Annotated in this window: 17 protein-coding genes; 14 read left to right on the top strand and 3 right to left on the bottom strand. The window is 69.0% G+C overall.

Annotation, left to right across the window (positions count from 1 at the left end; genetic code table 11):
* Positions 1-5 precede the first annotated feature (5 nt).
* The 12 genes from METUNV1_RS06250 to METUNV1_RS06195 all read left to right on the top strand — a co-directional run bounded on the left by METUNV1_RS06250 (position 6) and on the right by METUNV1_RS06195 (position 10,928).
* Entirely contained in the window at positions 6-518 is a 513-nt protein-coding gene (locus tag METUNV1_RS06250; RefSeq protein WP_008059930.1) for an ArsI/CadI family heavy metal resistance metalloenzyme, read from the top strand.
* A 1-nt stretch (position 519) separates the two neighbouring features.
* Positions 520-1,011, top strand: coding sequence for an arsenate reductase ArsC (locus METUNV1_RS06245; protein WP_008059929.1), 492 nt, complete (start codon positions 520-522; stop codon positions 1,009-1,011).
* A gap of 7 nt (positions 1,012-1,018) precedes the next feature.
* Positions 1,019-2,044 carry an ACR3 family arsenite efflux transporter gene (arsB, locus tag METUNV1_RS06240; protein WP_008059927.1) on the top strand — a complete coding sequence of 342 codons (1,026 nt, stop codon included), beginning with the start codon at positions 1,019-1,021 and terminating at the stop codon, positions 2,042-2,044.
* 75 nt (positions 2,045-2,119) lie between these two features.
* Complete coding sequence (gene ahpC, locus METUNV1_RS06235; RefSeq protein WP_008059925.1) at positions 2,120-2,683, top strand: alkyl hydroperoxide reductase subunit C; 564 nt, start codon at positions 2,120-2,122, stop codon at positions 2,681-2,683.
* Positions 2,684-2,827: 144 nt separating this feature from the next.
* Positions 2,828-4,399, top strand: a complete 1,572-nt coding sequence (gene ahpF, locus METUNV1_RS06230; RefSeq protein ID WP_008059923.1) for an alkyl hydroperoxide reductase subunit F — start codon at positions 2,828-2,830, stop codon at positions 4,397-4,399.
* Positions 4,400-4,488: 89 nt separating this feature from the next.
* Positions 4,489-4,956, top strand: a complete 468-nt coding sequence (locus METUNV1_RS06225) for a CopD family protein (protein ID WP_008059922.1) — start codon at positions 4,489-4,491, stop codon at positions 4,954-4,956.
* Positions 4,953-5,723: a TrmH family RNA methyltransferase gene (locus METUNV1_RS06220; RefSeq protein WP_008059920.1), complete on the top strand. Its 771-nt coding sequence runs from the start codon at positions 4,953-4,955 to the stop codon at positions 5,721-5,723. The genes METUNV1_RS06225 and METUNV1_RS06220 overlap by 4 nt, the downstream gene beginning before the upstream one ends.
* 109 nt (positions 5,724-5,832) lie before the next feature.
* Positions 5,833-6,306: a MarR family winged helix-turn-helix transcriptional regulator gene (locus METUNV1_RS06215; RefSeq protein ID WP_018229319.1), complete on the top strand. Its 474-nt coding sequence runs from the start codon at positions 5,833-5,835 to the stop codon at positions 6,304-6,306.
* A 3-nt stretch (positions 6,307-6,309) separates the two neighbouring features.
* A complete protein-coding gene (locus tag METUNV1_RS06210) occupies positions 6,310-8,388 on the top strand; it encodes an FUSC family protein (RefSeq protein ID WP_008059917.1) in 2,079 nt (692 codons plus the stop codon).
* Entirely contained in the window at positions 8,378-8,587 is a 210-nt protein-coding gene (locus METUNV1_RS06205) for a DUF1656 domain-containing protein (RefSeq protein ID WP_008059916.1), read from the top strand. The genes METUNV1_RS06210 and METUNV1_RS06205 overlap by 11 nt, the downstream gene beginning before the upstream one ends.
* Positions 8,584-9,495 carry an efflux RND transporter periplasmic adaptor subunit gene (locus METUNV1_RS06200; RefSeq protein ID WP_008059914.1) on the top strand — a complete coding sequence of 304 codons (912 nt, stop codon included), beginning with the start codon at positions 8,584-8,586 and terminating at the stop codon, positions 9,493-9,495. The genes METUNV1_RS06205 and METUNV1_RS06200 overlap by 4 nt, the downstream gene beginning before the upstream one ends.
* Positions 9,492-10,928, top strand: coding sequence for an efflux transporter outer membrane subunit (locus tag METUNV1_RS06195; RefSeq protein WP_008059905.1), 1,437 nt, complete (start codon positions 9,492-9,494; stop codon positions 10,926-10,928). Before METUNV1_RS06200 ends, METUNV1_RS06195 begins: the two co-directional genes overlap by 4 nt.
* A gap of 29 nt (positions 10,929-10,957) precedes the next feature.
* Here the strand turns inward: METUNV1_RS06195 and METUNV1_RS06190 are convergent, their stop codons facing one another.
* Entirely contained in the window at positions 10,958-11,641 is a 684-nt protein-coding gene (locus tag METUNV1_RS06190; RefSeq protein WP_008059904.1) for a response regulator, read from the bottom strand.
* Between the two features lies 1 nt (position 11,642).
* Entirely contained in the window at positions 11,643-12,995 is a 1,353-nt protein-coding gene (locus METUNV1_RS06185) for a sensor histidine kinase (RefSeq protein WP_008059903.1), read from the bottom strand.
* Between the two features lie 181 nt (positions 12,996-13,176).
* On the opposite strand from METUNV1_RS06185, the gene METUNV1_RS06180 reads away from it, so the two are divergent.
* On the top strand, positions 13,177-13,437 hold the full coding sequence (locus METUNV1_RS06180; protein ID WP_232416244.1) for a hypothetical protein: 261 nt from the start codon (positions 13,177-13,179) through the stop codon (positions 13,435-13,437).
* A 25-nt stretch (positions 13,438-13,462) separates the two neighbouring features.
* Here METUNV1_RS06180 and METUNV1_RS06175 read toward each other — a convergent pair whose 3' ends face one another.
* Positions 13,463-14,842 carry a GGDEF domain-containing protein gene (locus METUNV1_RS06175; protein WP_008059901.1) on the bottom strand — a complete coding sequence of 460 codons (1,380 nt, stop codon included), beginning with the start codon at positions 14,840-14,842 and terminating at the stop codon, positions 13,463-13,465.
* 270 nt (positions 14,843-15,112) lie between these two features.
* Here METUNV1_RS06175 and METUNV1_RS06170 point away from each other — a divergent pair, with 270 nt between their 5' ends.
* Positions 15,113-16,039: a histone deacetylase family protein gene (locus METUNV1_RS06170; protein ID WP_008059899.1), complete on the top strand. Its 927-nt coding sequence runs from the start codon at positions 15,113-15,115 to the stop codon at positions 16,037-16,039.
* Positions 16,040-16,094 lie beyond the last annotated feature (55 nt).

Here is a 16,094-nt window from a genome sequence, read left to right as displayed (position 1 = left end):
ACCACATGAAGCGCTTCCACGTCCATCTGCACGTCGACGACCTGGCGAAGAGCATCGCCTTCTACAACCGCCTGTTCGACGCGCAGCCGGCGCGTTCGGAGTCCGACTACGCGAAGTGGATGCTCGACGATCCGCCGGTCAATTTCGCCATCTCCACCCGTGGCAGCAAGGCCGGCATCGACCACCTGGGCATACAGACCGACGATCCGTCCGAACTGGCCACGATGAAGTCGCGCGCCGAGGCGGCCGACATGGCGCTGCTGGACGAGGGCGAAACCACCTGCTGCTACGCGCGCAGCGAAAAGCACTGGGTGACCGATCCGCAGGGCATCGCCTGGGAGCATTTCCATACGCTGGGCAACATTCCGGTGTTCAACGAAGCTGCGACCACAGCCGCCGAAGGCAGCGCCTGCTGTGCGCCGAAGTCGCCGGGTGCCCAGAGCGCGCCGGTGACCCGTGGCAAGCCGCTTTCCATCGGCATCAAGAGCACTGGCGGTTCGGGCTCCGGGTGCTGCTGAGTTGACGCAGCCGCTCAATGTGCTCTTTCTGTGCACCCACAATTCGGCGCGCAGCGTGCTCGCCGAATGCTTGCTGAACCATCTGGGCCGCGGACGCTTTCGCGCCTTTTCGGCCGGCAGTGCGCCCAGCGGCACGGTGAATCCGTTCGCGCTGCAGGCGCTGGCGGAGCAGGGCGTCGATATCGCCGGCGTGCGCAGCAAGGCATGGGACGAATTCGCGCGGCCGGGCGCACCGCAGATGGATCTGGTGATCACGGTATGCGATGCCGCAGCCGGCGAAACCTGTCCGGTGTGGCCCGGGCATCCGGCGACCGCGCACTGGGGCTACGCCGATCCGTCACTCGTGGCGGGCAGCGACGCCGCGAGGCTGACCGCCTTCCGTGACACGCTTGCGCTGATCCGTCGCCGCCTCGAAATCCTCATCGCGATGCCGGACGAGCGGCTGCACGCACTCGCGTTGCAGCAGACCGCGCGGGATCTTTCCGCACACTGAGGACCTCATGGGACTGTTCGAACGCTGGCTCACGCTGTGGGTGGGCCTGAGCATCGCGGCCGGGGTGGCGCTGGGTCTTGCCGCACCGGCTGCTTTTACCGCCGTAGCCCGGCTTGAGCTGGCGCACGTGAATCTGGTGGTGGCAGTGCTCATCTGGGTGATGATCTATCCGATGATGATCCAGATCGATTTCGCCGCGGTACGCGAAGTCGGCCGGCGGCCACAGGGGCTGGTGCTGACGCTGGCGGTGAACTGGCTGATCAAGCCCTTCACGATGGCCGTGCTCGGCGTGCTGTTCTTCGATCACCTGTTCGCCGGCTGGGTGGATCCGCAGTCGGCGTCGGAATACATCGCCGGCATGATCCTGCTCGGCGTGGCGCCGTGCACCGCCATGGTGTTCGTGTGGAGCCAGCTCACCCGCGGTGACCCCAATTACACGCTGGTGCAGGTCGCGGTGAACGATCTGGTCATGGTGTTCGCCTTCGCGCCGATCGCCGCCTTCCTGCTGGGCGTGACCGATGTCGACGTACCCTGGCAGACGCTGCTGCTGTCGACCGTTCTGTACGTGGTGCTGCCGCTGGTGGCCGGCGTGATCACGCGCCGGATGCTCGGCGGCGAGGCGGTGGTCGGGCGCTTCGTGGCACGGCTCAAGCCCTGGTCCATCGTCGGGCTGCTGGCCACGGTGGTGCTGCTGTTCGGTTTCCAGGCGGCCACGCTGGTGGCCCAGCCCTTCGTGATCGCGCTGATCGCCTTGCCGCTGGTGCTGCAGACCTACGGCATCTTCGCCATCGCCTTCATCATCGCGCGCCGGATGAAGCTGCCGTATCCGATTGCCGCACCGGCCTGCCTGATCGGCACGTCGAATTTCTTCGAACTGGCGGTCGCGGTGGCGATTTCGCTGTTCGGCCTGCACTCCGGCGCAGCGCTGGCGACCGTGGTCGGGGTGCTGGTCGAGGTGCCGGTCATGCTGTCATTGGTGGCGCTGATGCGGCAGGCCGAGCATCTTTTTCCGGATACCGATGAACTTTCTTAGATCAAGTCTAAACAAAGCATCAGATTCGCACTATCATGCGCGCTTTCTCCACCCACAACAGAAGAGGACTCTGAGATGAGCATCATCAATACCGCTGTCCAGCCGTTCAAGGCCAACGCTTTCCACAACGGCAAGTTCATCACCGTCACCGAAGAGAGCCTCAAGGGCAAGTGGTCGGTCCTGGTGTTCATGCCGGCCGCCTTCACCTTCAACTGCCCGACCGAAGTCGAGGACGCCGCCAACAACTACGGCGAATTCCAGAAGGCCGGCGCTGAGGTCTACATCGTCACCACCGACACCCATTTCTCGCACAAGGTGTGGCACGAAACCTCGCCGGCGGTCGGCAAGGCACAGTTCCCGCTGGTTGGCGACCCGACGCACCAGCTGACCCGCGCTTTCGGCGTGCACATCGACGAAGAAGGCCTGGCGCTGCGCGGCACCTTCGTGATCAACCCGGAAGGCGTGATCAAGACCGCTGAAATCCACGACAACGCGATCGCCCGCGACATGAACGAAACGCTGCGCAAGCTGAAGGCAGCCCAGTTCGTCGCCAACAACCCGGGCCAGGTCTGCCCGGCCAAGTGGAAGGAAGGCGCGCAGACCCTGACCCCGTCGCTGGACCTGGTCGGCAAGATCTAAGAGCGTTTCACGCTCTGCGCAGCAACACCGGCAGGCTCACACCTGCCGGTGACGCACCGCCGGAACGCCCGGGTCTGATCGCGCACCGCGCCCGGCCCGGGCGTTCCGTTTTCTGCTTCACCCGTTTGGAAAGCCGAGCACATCATGCTGGACGACACCCTCAAGGCCCAGTTGAAGGCCTACCTCGAAAAGCTGCAGCAGCCCATCGTACTGAAGGCCGCGCTGGACGACTCGAACGCGTCGCGCGAACTGCAGGCGCTGCTGAACGACATCGCCTCGCTGTCGGACCGGATCAGCGTGAGCGCCGACGACACGCCGGGCGCGCGCACGCCGTCGTTCGCGATCCAGCGTCCGGACGGCACGCTGTCGCTGCGCTTCGCCGCCATTCCGCTCGGCCATGAATTCACGTCGCTGGTGCTGGCGCTGCTGCAGGCCGGCGGCCATCCGCCGCGCGTGTCCGACGACATCATCGAGCAGATCCGCGGGCTCGACGGCGACTACAGCTTCGAAGTGTTCATGTCGCTGTCCTGCCACAACTGCCCGGACGTGGTGCAGGCGCTGAACCTGATGGCGGTGCTGAATCCGCGGGTGAAGGTGGTCACCATCGACGGTGCGCTGTTCCAGAAGGAAGTGGACGACCGCCAGGTGATGGCGGTGCCCATGGTGTTCCTGAACGGCGAACTGTTCGCCTCCGGCCGCATGACCATCGAGGAAATCCTGTCCAAGGTCGATACCGGTGCCGCGAAGCGCGACGCCGAAAAGATCAGCGCCCGGGCGCCGTTCGACGTGCTGGTGGTGGGCGGCGGCCCGGCCGGCTCGGCGGCCGCCATCTACGCGGCGCGCAAGGGCATCCGTACCGGCATCGTCGCCGAGCGCTTCGGCGGCCAGCTGATGGACACGCTGAGCATCGAGAACTTCATTTCGGTCAAGGAAACCGAAGGCCCCAAGCTGACCGCGGCGCTGGAAGAGCACGTCAAGAGCTATGAGGTCGACGTGATGCCGCTGCAGCGGGTAGAGAAGCTGGTGCCGGCCGAACAGCCGGGCGGGCTGGCCACGCTGCATCTGGCCAATGGCGCCACGCTGCAGTCGCGCGCCGTGATTGTGGCGACCGGTGCGCGCTGGCGCGAAATGAATGTGCCGGGCGAACGCGAGTACCGCAACAAGGGCGTGGCCTACTGCCCGCACTGCGACGGCCCGCTGTTCAAGGGCAAGCGTGTCGCGGTGATCGGCGGCGGCAACTCCGGCGTCGAGGCGGCGATCGATCTGGCCGGCATCGTCGGTCACGTGACGCTGCTGGAATTCGACAAGCAGATGCGCGCCGACGCGGTGCTGCAGCGCAAGCTGCTGTCGCTGCCCAATGTGACGGTGATCCTGCAGGCCCAGACCACCGAAGTGACCGGCGGTGCCGATGGCAAGGTGAATGCGCTGAAGTACACCGACCGCGCCACCGGCGAATCGCACACCGTGGAACTGGAAGGCATTTTCGTGCAGATCGGTCTGGTGCCGAACACCGAGTGGCTCAAGGGCAGCATCGAGCTCACGAAGTACGGCGAGATTCCGGTCGACGCGCGCTGCGAAACCGGCACCCACGGCGTGTTCGGCGCCGGTGACGCGACCACCGTGCCGTACAAGCAGATCATCATCGCGATGGGCGAGGGCTCGAAGGCCGCGATTTCCGCCTTCGACTATCTGATCCGCACCTCCGCGCCGGCCTGAGCCCGGCTCGCGTACACTCCGGCTCGCACGCTGCAAGGTGTGCGGGCCTTTTTCTTGATGGAAGAGCGACCTGTCAGCGGACCCCTGCCATGAACCTTCACTACCTGATGCTTTTCCTGCACATCGCCGGCGTCACCGTCTGGGTCGGCGGCATGTTCTTCGCCTATGTCTGTCTGCGGCCGGTGGCCGCCAGCCAGCTCGAACCGCCGGCGCGGCTCACGCTGTGGCGCGGCGTGTTCGCGCGCTTCTTTCCGGCGGTCTGGGTTTCGGTGCTGGCCATACTCGGCAGCGGGCTGGCGATGATGCTGGCGGTCGGCATGAAGGCGGCGCCGATCTACTGGCACATGATGTTCGGCATCGGCCTGGTCATGATGCTCATTTTCATGCACGTGTTCTTCGCGCCCTGGCGCCGGCTGCAACGGGCGGTGGACGCGGCCGACTGGCCGGCCGGCGGGGCTGCGCTCGGCCAGATCCGCAAGCTGGTGGCGCTCAACACCACGCTGGGCTTCATCAATATCGCGGTTGCCACGCTGGGCCATCTGCTGGCCAACGGATGAAACACATCCAGTCGCGCGACAACGCGCAGTTCAAGCAGCTGCGCAAGCTGGCCACCACCGCACGCGCGCGGCGCGAAGCCGGGCAGACGCTGATCGACGGCGCCCACCTGTTCCGCAGCGCGCTGGAGGCCGGCGCGCGGCCACGCATGGCGCTGGTCGCCGAGCGCGCGCTGCACCAGCCGGAAATCGCGTCGCTGCTGGCCGGGCAGGAGGTGCTGCTGCTGGCCGACGCGCTGTTCGATGAACTGAGCGTGACCGACACGCCGGCCGGCCTGCTCGGGCTGGTCGATCTGCCGCCTGAGCCGGAAGGTGCGGTCAGCGGCGACTGTCTGGTGCTCGACGCGGTACAGGACGCCGGCAACCTCGGCACGCTGCTGCGTGCGGCCTGGGCGACCGGCGTGCACGACGTGCTGCTCACCACCGGCTGCGCGCAGGCGTGGAGCCCCAAGGTGCTGCGCTCGGGGCAGGGCGCCCACTTTTCGCTGCGCATCCGCGAACACTGCGACGTGGCCTCGCTGCTGGCTGGCTACCCGGGCCGCATCGTCGCCACGCGGCTCGATGCGCGCGGGGCGCTGTACGACCTTGACCTGCGCGGTCCGGTGGCCTGGCTGTTCGGCAACGAAGGCGCCGGTCTGTCGCCGGCGCTGGCGGCGCTGGCGACCGACGCGGTCATCATTCCGATGCCGGGCAGTGCCGAGTCGCTCAACGTCGCCATGGCCGCCACCGTCTGCCTGTTCGAACAGGCGCGCCAGCGCCGTCCGGGCTGAGACCTCACCGCCACGCGCCTGCACGTCCGGTGTGGGCAGCCATCCGGAGCATGTGTATCCATTAATTAACTAGCTTGCTTATTAATTGGTTGGTTGCTATCTTGAGGCCATGGATACGATCGATCAGCTCAGACTCAGCCTTACCCGTTCGCTGCTGCAGACCGGCCGCCACTGGCAGCATCTGGCGCAGAACGCGATGGGGACCTACGGCATCTCACCCTCCGGCGCCACCGCGCTGCTGTTCATCGGCCGCCTCGGCGAAGGGGTACGCCAGATCGAACTGGCGAAGGAAATCGGCATCGAGGGCGCTTCGCTGGTGCGGGTGATCGACCAGCTCGAAGCGGCCGGGCTGCTGCGGCGGGAGGAATCGTCGACCGACCGTCGCGCCAAGACCCTGTGGTTTACCGAGGCGGGCAGGGCGCTGACGCTGCGCATCGAGGCGGTGCTGGTCGATCTGCGGGCGCGCGTGCTGGCCGACATCGACGCCGCCGATCTGGACGCCACGCTGCGCGTGTTCAAGGCCATCGAGCGTGCCGCCCAGCAGGGCGTGCCGCCCGCTGCCGACACCGGCCGTCCGGGCTGAATCATGGGCGGCGGCCTCACCCTACCGGGCTGGCGGGACTGGCTGTTCTCGGCCAAGACCTTTGCCGCCGCCATGCTGGCCCTGTACATCGCGCTCGCCTTCGAACTGCCGAATCCCTACTGGGCGATGGCCACCGTGTATGTGGTGGCGCATCCGCTGGGCGGCGCCACCCGATCGAAGGCGATCTATCGCGCCGCCGGCACCGTGATCGGCGCGGCGGCGGCGGTGTTCTTCGTGCCGCTGTTCATCCATGCGCCGCTGCTGCTGAGCGCGGTGATCGCTTTATGGACCGGCAGCCTGCTCGGTCTTTCCATGCTCGACCGCTCGCCGCGCAGCTATGTGTTCATGCTCGCCGCCTATTCGCTGCCGATGATCGCGCTGCCCGCGGTCGACACGCCGCTCGCGGTATTCGATCTCGCGGTCGCGCGCAGCGAGGAAATCCTGATCGGCATCGGCTGTGCCAGCCTCGTGTCGGCGCTGTTCTTTCCGGGCCGGGTCGCGCCGGTGCTGGGCGCGCGGGTCGATCACTGGCTCGCCCACGCGGCCGACTGGGCGGCGGACACCCTCGGGTCGGCCGCCGGTCACGCGCCGGCCAGGGCTTCCGGCCGCCCGGCGCTGGCGGCGGACATTCTCGCGCTTGACCAGTTCATATCGCACCTCGCCTACGATTCCACGCGCGAAGCGCTGACCGGCACCGCGCACGAACTGCGCGGCCGCATGAGCATGCTGCTGCCTGTGCTGTCGTCGCTGACCGCCACCGTCGACGCACTGCGTCGCCAGCCGGGCGGCGTGCCCGCGGATCTGGCGCAGCAGATGGATGAGGTCGCCGACTGGATGCAGCGCACCGACCGCGCCCCGGCGGAGGCCGGCCGGCTCGTTGCGCAGCTGCAGTCGGCCGGGCAGGCGGCCTCGCGCGAACAGGGCTGGTCCGCGCTGCTGGTCGACCAGACCCGGGCGCGGCTGATCACGCTGACCCGGCTGTGGCAGGACTGTCTGGCGCTGCGCCGGATGATCGCGGACGAGCGGCCGAACCGCCAGTGGCAGCCGGCCTACCGCCGCGCCGGCACCGCCATGCAGGCCCGCCACCGCGACGCCGGCATGATGCTGTACGCCATCCTGTCCGCTTCGCTGGTCACCTTTCTGGCCTGTATCGGCTGGGTGGAGATGGGCTGGGCCGACGGCGCTCAGGCGGTCATCATGACCGCCATCGCCAGCTGCTTCTTCGCGGCGCAGGACGAGCCGGCGCCGCTGGTGCGCGTGTTCCTGCTGGCCGGATCGATCGGCATGGTGATCGCGTCGGTCATGCAGTTCCTGATCATTCCGCTGGCCCACGAATTCGAAACGCTGGTCGCGCTGCTCGCGCCGCTGTTCCTGCTGATCGGCACGCTGAGCACGCAGCCGCGCTACAGCATGCTGGCCGCCATCCTGGCGGTGAACACCGCCTCCTTCGTCGGCATCCAGCACGCCTACCTCACCGACGCGGCCGGCTTCATCAATGCCAGTCTGGCGGGGGTGGCCGGCATGATGCTGGCGCTGGTGTGGACACGGCTCACCCGCCCGTTCGGCGTCGACCTGGCGCTGCGCCGCATCGTCCGCGCCGGGCGCGAAGATCTCGCGCACAAGGCGGCCGGCCGGCACGACGGCGACTACGCGGCGCTGACCGCCCGCATGTTCGACCGGCTCGGGCTGACGCTGACCCGTCTGGCGACCCGCAGCGCGGACGCCGCCCCCGACGGGCTGGCCGACCTGCGCGCCGGCTTCGCGGTGCTCGACCTGCAGCGCGCCGGTCGCCGTCTCGATGGCGCGACCCGGAGTGCGCTCGAACGCGTGCTGGCCGCGGTGGAACGGCATTACCGCCATCTGGCGGATCACCCGCACGCTGCCCAGCCCGACCCTCGGCTCGCATTCGACATCAACGCCACGCTCGACGCCGCCCTCGATGCGGCGCGGCAGGCCGCCGGTCCGGCGGCGCGGGCGGCACGCCACGCGCTGACCGAACTGAAGCTCACGCTGTGCCCGCCGGCAGCGGTGGGCATTCCCGATACATCGCTGCCGCCCGCGGAGGTCGCCCATGCCGGGTGAGATCGATCTGTACGGCGTGTTCGTGCCCAGCCTGCTGATGCTGATGCTGATCGCGCATGCGCTGACCGTACTGCTGCGCCACGCCTTCGAGCGCTGTGGCCTGTACCGCTTGGTGTGGCACCGCGCACTGTTCAATGCCGCCCTGTACGTGATCGTGCTGGGGGCGACCGTAACGCTGACCCGAGTCCTGATGACATGAAGACCGCTTTCCGACCGCTGCTCCGTCGCCTCGGGCCGGTGGCCCTGACGCTGACCCTCACGCTGGCCGCGCTGCTGGTGGCCCAGCACCTGTGGGCCTACTACACCCGCGCGCCGTGGACCCGCGATGGCCGGGTGCGGGCCGACGTGGTCCGGATCGCGCCCGACGTGTCCGGCCTCATCACCGCGGTGAAGGTGCGCGACAACCAGCCGGTGAAGCGCGGCGAGCTGCTGTTCGTGATCGACCGCGCGCGCTATGAACTGGCGCTGCGCCAGGCCCTGGCGGAGGCGGCGGCGCAGCGGGCGCTGCTCGCACAGGCGCGGCGCGAGGCCGGCCGCAACGGCGAACTGGCCGAACTGGTGTCGGCCGAGGCGCGCGAAGCGGCCGAAGCGCGGGTGCAGCAGGGCGAAGCGGCGCTGGCGGCGGCCGAGGCGGCGGTCGGCATCGCCCGGCTCAATCTCGAACGCACCGAGGTGCGCAGCCCGGTCGATGGCTGGGTCAGCGATCACCTGCCGCGCGCCGGCGACCACGTGACCGGCGGTCAGGCGGTGCTGTCGGTGGTCGATGCGGCGTCCTTCCATGTCGATGGCTATTTCGAGGAAACCAAGCTCGACCGGGTGCGCGTGAACCAGCCGGTGGACATCCGCATCATGGGTGAGTCGCGGGTGTTCCGCGGTCATGTGCAGAGCATTGCCGCCGGCATCGAGGACCGCGAGCGCAGCAGCGGCGCCAGCCTGCTGCCCAACGTGAATCCGGCCTTCAACTGGGTGCGGCTCGCGCAGCGCATTCCGGTGCGCATCGCGCTCGACGAAACGCCGTCCGACCTGCATCTGGTGGCCGGCCGCACCGCCACGGTGGAAGTACGCGAACAGCCGGTGGCTGCGGGCGGGGAGGGCGCACGCTCATGAAACGCACGTTCGCGCTGCTGCCGGTGTTCAGTCTGCTGGCCGCCTGTACCGTGGTCGGCCCGAATCACCGGGTGCCGGATGACGCGGCGATCCGGTCACCGGCCGCGTCAGCCCCCTTCATCGGTGTCGACGGCAGCGCCACCTCGATCGCGCCGCTGCCGCCGCGCTGGTGGTCGCTGTATGACGACCCGCAGCTCGACGGACTGGTGCGGCAGGCGCTGTCGGCGAATACCGATCTGCGCGTCGCCTCCGCCCACCTGCGGCGGGCGCTGGCCCAGCGCGACGAGGTCGATGCGCTGGCCGGGCCGCACGCGGTCGCCAGCGCCTCGGCCCGCCGCGCGCAGAGCGCCGGCGAAAGCTATCTGCTGCCGCGCAAGCTGGCCGCCGCGAATCTGGCGGATCTGGGTGTCCAGGTGTCGTATCAGGTCGACCTGTTCGGGCGCATCGCGCGCAGCGAAGAGGCGGCCGACGCGAACGTCGGGGCCGGACAGGCGGCGCTGGAATCGGCCCGGGTCACCGTGGTGGCCGAAACCGTGGCGGCCTATGTCCAGCTGTGTGCCGCCACCCACGAACAGGCGGTCGGCGAGCGGGTGCTGGCGCTGCAGCAGCGCAGCGTCGCGCTGGTGCAGCGGCTGGCCGATGCCGGCCGCGGCCCGGTGACCGACGTGACCCGCGCCCAGGCGCAGGCCGAAACGCTGCGTGCGGCACTGCCGCTGCTCGAAGCCGAACGCAGTGCCGCCCGTTACCGGCTGGCGGCCCTGCTCGGAGAAATGCCGCGTGACTTCGATGCGCGCAAGGTCGACTGTGCGCAGGTGCCGCAGCTGCGCGCGCCGGTACCGGCCGGTGACGGGGCAGCGCTGCTCGCCCGCCGGCCCGACGTGCGCGAAATGGAGCGCCAGCTCGCCTTTGCCAGCGCGAAGATCGGCGTCGCCACCGCCGCGCTCTACCCGGACATTTCGATCGGCGCTTCGGTCGGCTTCACCGGTCTGCTCGATCATCTGGGGCAGGGGCGTACCACGCGCTGGGGGCTGGGGCCGCTGATCAGCTGGTCGATTCCGGACAGCGGTGCCCGCGCCCGCGTGGTGCAGGCCGAAGCCGATGCCGAGGCGGCGCTGGCGCGCTTCGACGGCGTCGTGATCAACGCCATCCGCGAAACCGAAACCGCGCTCGCCCGCTATGTGCGCGCGCTCGAAAGCCAGGCCGCGCTGCGTGCCGCGCGCGACGCCGCCGACACGGCGCGGCAGCAGCAGGCGCGCCTGTACGCGGCCGGGCGTACGCCCTATCTGGCCAGTCTGGACGCCGAACGCACGCTGGCCGATGCCGAGGCCCGGCTGGCCCGCTCGGAAAGCGCAGTTGCGAAAGAGCAGGTGGGTCTGTTCCTCGCGCTCGGTGGGGGCTGGGAGATGGCCGTCACCGACGGCGACCTCCGATAGCCGCTGGCGCGGCAGTGGCCGCCGGAGGGTCAGGCCGCGGCTTCGCCTTCGACGCCCGGGCGCGCCGCCCACGGCACCAGACCGGCGGCGGTGGCCAGACGCACCAGTTCCACGTCGCTGCGCACATCCAGCTTCTGGCGGATTTCGCTCATCCGGTTGGAAATCGTTTTCGGGCTGAGCTTGAGCGCGTCGGCGATCTCGTCCACCGTCATGCCGGCCAGCAGCAGGCGGCAGATCTCGAATTCGCGCGGCGTCAGCACGTCCAGCCGCTTCTCGTCCGGCATCACGTTGTCCAGCGCCAGCTGTTCGGCCACCCGCGGGCTCAGCGTGCGGCGGCCCTGGGCGGCGGCGAGCACCGCCTGCACCAGCGCGTCCGGCTCGGTGTCCTTGGTCAGGAAGCCGATCGCGCCGGCTTCGAGCGCCTGACGGGCGAAGGCCGGCTGTGCGTGCATCGAGAACATGAGCACGCGCGCCCGGCCGTCGAGCGCCAGCATGCGGCGCGCCGCCTCGATGCCGCTGGCGCCGGGCAGCGAAATGTCCATCACCACCACGTCCGGCTTGAGCAGCCGGAACATCTGGTAGGCCTCGTCGGACGTGCCGGCTTCGCCGACCACTTCCATCACCCGGCTGTGTTCCAGAAAGCGGCGGTAGCCGGCGCGCACGACTGCGTGATCGTCGACCAGCAGCACGCGGATGGGATTGTTGGGCGTCATGTCAGGGCTCCTGTACCGATGTCTTGAGGGGCAGCCAGGCGGATACCGCCCAGCCGCCGTGCGGGCGCGGACCGGCGATGCAGTCGCCGCCCAGCGCCAGCGCGCGTTCACGCATGCCCACCAGCCCGAAGCCGCTTTCCGGCGGCACGAAGGGCGTGGGTTCGCCGTTGTCCAGCACCTCCAGCACCACACGGCCGGCGGCCTCGTCGATCGACAGGCGAACATCGATGCGGGTGCAGCGCGCGTGCTTGGCGGTGTTGGTGAGGCACTCCTGGACGATGCGGTAGAGCGTGATGTCGTGCATCGCCGACAGCCGGCCGAGGTCCTCGTCCAGATGCAGCACCACCTCGGCCTGATCGGCCGCCCGGCTGCGCTGGGTGCCCAGTTCGCGCAGTGCGTGACCCAGCCCCAGTTCCTCGATGTCCGGCGGACGCAGGTGTTCGAGCAGGTTGCGCACCAGGCGCAGCAGGTGGCCGACCTGCTCCGCCATCCAGCTGGCGGCGCTGCGGTGCTCGGCCAGTTCGGGACGGTCGGCGCAGGCGGCGGCCAGCAGGCGGGCGTGCGGGTGGATGGCCACCAGATAGGGGCTCAGTTCGTCGTGCAGGTCGCGCGCCAGCTCACGCCGGGTTTCCTCTTCGTGAGTGATGAGCTTGCGCAGCAGCCGGGCGCGCTCGCTGACCGCGGCTTCCAGCGTGGCGGCCATCGCGTTGAACGAGGCGGACAGCGGCGCCAGATCGCCCGGGCCGACATCGTCCAGCCGCGCGTCGAGCCGGCCCTCGCCGATGGCGGACAGTGCGCGCATCACGCGGCCCAGCGGCTGCAGCGCGCGGCCGACCGCCCAGAACACCATGATGCAGGCGATCACGCCGATGGCCGCGACCATGATGGTCTGTTCGATGTAGTCGTTCCAGATTTCGCGCAGTTCGTCGTCGGCGTTCGGCACCAGCAGGTAGTGGCCGATCACCGTGCTGCCGACCCGGATGTCCTTGCGCAGCGGCGGCAGGCTGCGCAGCCGGTCGCCCAGCCAGGCGATCAGCGCCGGTGGCTCCTTCGGCGGGCCGCTGCGCGAGGACTGGACCAGACGGTCGTCCGGCGTGCGCACCTCGACCGTCAGGTGGCGCAGCGTGCGCAGTTCGCGCGTCAGTTCGATGCGGGCGAGCAGGGCTTCGGCGCCGAGGCCGGGCGGCGGCGGCGACAGCTGGCTTGGCAGCAGCGCATGTGCCAGCCGTGCCACCGAATCGATCTCTGCGACCGCGTCGTCGTGGGCGTCATGCAGCCGGCGCGCGCTGTCGGCCACGACCAGCAGCGACATCAGGGAGGCGATGATGAGGGTGAGTCTGAAGCGCAGACTCATGCGGTGGTGTCCTGAAGCGGTGACCGGCCATCGTAATGCGAAGGCAACCGGGAAATCCTCCCGTGCACCGGTCCGACCTGGCCCGCCCGGGGCAGGGGGCCGTATTTGTAATCGTTGTTTTCAGTGCCGAACCGGCGTTGTGGCCCCGGCGTCGGTGACAGTGCATCGATTAGCACACTAAATGATGTGCGCGATGTACCCATCGAAACCATCGACTATGGAGGACGTCATGAGCATCAAGACCGCTTTTCTGGCTGCCTGCGTGGTGTGTGCAGGCGCCGCCCATGCTGCCGAAGGCAACCGGGCCGGCGACGGAAAGCCCGAACTGGCCCGCGACTGGGTCGCCATGGATGTTGACCGCGACGGTCACATCACGCCGGATGAAATGCTGAATTACGAAAAGCGGAAAAAGGAAAAATCCGCGCAGAACACGCGCAAGTGATCGCGGCGCCGCAGCCCGCCCGCTTTCATGACGGGCTGAGGCTGCGCGCAGCGGCTTCCGGGCGGGCATGCACCACACGGTTGCGGCCCGCCCTTTTCGCTTCATAGAGTGCGGCGTCGGCCGCATCGATCAGTTCATCCAGGCTGGTGATCCCGTCCGCCGGAAACCGGCTCAGACCGATGCTCACCGACATGCGGCAGGGCACCGTTCCATGGTCGTAGGCGGCTTCGACCGCGGCGCGTATGCGCTCGGCGACCACGCCGGCGCCGGTTTCGTCGCATTCCGGCAGCAGCACGACGAATTCCTCGCCGCCATAGCGGGCGATCACGTCGCAGTGGCGGTTGGCACTCGCACACAGCTGCAGGGCGGCGGATTTCAGACACAGATCGCCGGCCGGGTGACCGTAGGTGTCGTTGATGTGCTTGAAGTGGTCCATGTCGATGAACAGCAGGGCGAGCGGCCGGGCGTGCCGGCGCGCCCGCTCAAGCTCCGTCTGCATCAGCTGCAGCAGGCCGCGCCGGTTCAGCAGGCCGGTCATCGGGTCATGAACCACCTCCACCTGGAGCTGGAGCGCCCGCTGGGCGGCCGCCCGATACAGGCGGAAGGAGTGGGCGAGCAGGGCCATCAGCAGCGCACCCGCGCACAGCAGGCTCATCGCGCGCGACATGTACCAGCCGGCGCTGTAGCGCGACTGGCCGGCCAGCGCGAGCACCACGTCCAGCGTGAAGGCGTACTGGCCGAGTGTGAGCCAGCGGTCGAAGGTGTCGCGCAGCCGGGTCACGCCCACCACCGCACACAGTGCGGTCACGCTGAGCACCACCGCGCCGATGCCGCTCGGGTCGCGCAGCATGGTGCCGTAGTGATACCCGTCCATGATGACCGGCAGGTGTTCGGCCGCCCCCAGCACGATGAGGCCAAGCAGCAGCGCGCAGGCGACTGAGAACAGCACCGGCAGGATCTGGGTGGCCGGCGCCTGGGCTTCGTGCCGACCCAGCAGACGCTGACCGACATGGGCCAGCAGCAGCAGCGGGAAGCCGGCGTGCCATACCGCCCACACCCAGGCGGCGGTCTGGCCGCTGCCGCCCACCAGTGGCGCCGGGCCGAAGATGCCGGGAAAGGCCAGCATCTGCATGACCGCCATCACCGTGGAAAAGGCGTAGGCCGCCGCGACCCAGGTCAAGCTGTGCAGCGGGCTGCCGGCCAGCAGAAGCATGCACAGGATGGCGGCCGTGAGGCCGTTGAGCAGGCAGACCGCAAGAAGGAACAGACCCATCAGCGCCGGCTGGGCCGGCAGCGCCACCGTGGCCACCGGCAGCGTGAACAGCGCCATCAGCGTGAGTACCGTGGCGCTGAGCGGGAACGCGAGCGGGTTGCCCGGGCGGCCGGCGTTCGCGTCCGGAATCATGGGTCCCGTCCGCACCGTGACGGGGGCGCCGCGCCTGTCGATGAGGCACCCGCTCCCGGTGCCGCGCGCCCTGTTCGGGAACGGCCCGGGAGGCGTGTGCTGCACGGATCGGATGACCACTCACCGAAGCTGCTGGACGGCATGACCGGCCCCCTGCGGACGCCCTGCCGTGCAGCGTAATACGCCTCCGGCGCTTTTGTCATCCGGCATGCACCGGACCGGCTCACGCGGTGCGCCACACGCCGCGACCTGTGGCTACACTGTCGCCCCATGGCCTGCGCACTGATTTCCCACCCCGACTGTTTCGACCACCGACCGGGCGAGCGTCACCCGGAATCGCCGGCACGGCTGGAAACCGTATTCGCAGAGCTGGAACGCAGCGGGCTGCGCAAGACGTGGGTGCCGTACGAAGCGCCGAAAGTGACCCGCGAACAGCTGGAGCGCGTGCATCTGCCGGCCTATCTCGACGAACTGGAGCGGGTGTCGCCGAAGACCGGCACTTACCGCGTCGAGAGCGACACCGTCATGTCGCCCGGCTCGCTGCTCGCCGCGTCGCGCGCGGCCGGTGCGGCGGTGCTGGGGGTGGATCTGGTGATGAGCGGCCGTGCATCGGCCGCCTTCTGTGCCACCCGGCCGCCGGGTCACCACGCCAAGCCGGGTGACGCCATGGGTTTCTGCCTGTACGGCAACGTCGCGATTGCCGCCGCGCATGCGATGGCGGTGCATGGGGTCGAGCGCGTCGCCATCGCCGATTTCGACGTGCATCGCGGCAACGGCACCGAACTGATGTTCCGGCGCGAGCCGCGGGTGCTGATGGCCGACAGCTTCCAGCATCCTTACTACCCGCGCGGCGAGTTCCCGGAGCGCGCCGGCTACATTCCGCTGCGGCTGGCCGAGGGTGACGGCTCGGCGGTCTTCCGCAGGCAGTGGAAGGAGGTCGCGCTGCCGAAACTGCGCGCCTTCCGGCCGCAGCTGGTGCTCATTTCGGCCGGCTTCGATGCGCTGCGCGACGACCCGCTGGCCAGCATCGAACTGGAGGCGGCGGATTACCGCTGGATCACCCACGAACTGCGCGACATCGCGGAAGCCTCGGGCAAGGGGCGCATCGTGTCCACGCTGGAAGGCGGCTACGGCCTGCCCGCCATCGGGCCGGCAGTGGCGGCGCACCTGATGGCGCTTGGCGACTGCGGCCCTTGATGGGCCGCGACTGCAGGCCGGTGGCCCGGTTGAAGCAAGCGGGTGGGGCCGGCTG

Source organism: Methyloversatilis universalis FAM5 (assembly GCF_000214035.2).
In the GTDB taxonomy this organism is placed as follows: domain Bacteria; phylum Pseudomonadota; class Gammaproteobacteria; order Burkholderiales; family Rhodocyclaceae; genus Methyloversatilis; species Methyloversatilis universalis.
This window is presented reverse-complemented; position numbering and strand designations above follow the sequence as displayed.

Coding starts and splice junctions, on each gene's coding strand:
- METUNV1_RS06190 (WP_008059904.1), bottom strand. CDS start 11,641: ATGACGCCCAACAATCCCATCCGCGTGCTGCTGGTCGACGATCACGCA.
- ahpF (WP_008059923.1), top strand. CDS start 2,828: ATGCTGGACGACACCCTCAAGGCCCAGTTGAAGGCCTACCTCGAAAAG.
- METUNV1_RS06215 (WP_018229319.1), top strand. CDS start 5,833: ATGGATACGATCGATCAGCTCAGACTCAGCCTTACCCGTTCGCTGCTG.
- METUNV1_RS06200 (WP_008059914.1), top strand. CDS start 8,584: ATGAAGACCGCTTTCCGACCGCTGCTCCGTCGCCTCGGGCCGGTGGCC.
- METUNV1_RS06205 (WP_008059916.1), top strand. CDS start 8,378: ATGCCGGGTGAGATCGATCTGTACGGCGTGTTCGTGCCCAGCCTGCTG.
- METUNV1_RS06175 (WP_008059901.1), bottom strand. CDS start 14,842: ATGATTCCGGACGCGAACGCCGGCCGCCCGGGCAACCCGCTCGCGTTC.
- METUNV1_RS06210 (WP_008059917.1), top strand. CDS start 6,310: ATGGGCGGCGGCCTCACCCTACCGGGCTGGCGGGACTGGCTGTTCTCG.
- arsB (WP_008059927.1), top strand. CDS start 1,019: ATGGGACTGTTCGAACGCTGGCTCACGCTGTGGGTGGGCCTGAGCATC.
- METUNV1_RS06170 (WP_008059899.1), top strand. CDS start 15,113: ATGGCCTGCGCACTGATTTCCCACCCCGACTGTTTCGACCACCGACCG.
- ahpC (WP_008059925.1), top strand. CDS start 2,120: ATGAGCATCATCAATACCGCTGTCCAGCCGTTCAAGGCCAACGCTTTC.
- METUNV1_RS06180 (WP_232416244.1), top strand. CDS start 13,177: ATGATGTGCGCGATGTACCCATCGAAACCATCGACTATGGAGGACGTC.
- METUNV1_RS06220 (WP_008059920.1), top strand. CDS start 4,953: ATGAAACACATCCAGTCGCGCGACAACGCGCAGTTCAAGCAGCTGCGC.
- METUNV1_RS06195 (WP_008059905.1), top strand. CDS start 9,492: ATGAAACGCACGTTCGCGCTGCTGCCGGTGTTCAGTCTGCTGGCCGCC.
- METUNV1_RS06185 (WP_008059903.1), bottom strand. CDS start 12,995: ATGAGTCTGCGCTTCAGACTCACCCTCATCATCGCCTCCCTGATGTCG.
- METUNV1_RS06225 (WP_008059922.1), top strand. CDS start 4,489: ATGAACCTTCACTACCTGATGCTTTTCCTGCACATCGCCGGCGTCACC.
- METUNV1_RS06250 (WP_008059930.1), top strand. CDS start 6: ATGAAGCGCTTCCACGTCCATCTGCACGTCGACGACCTGGCGAAGAGC.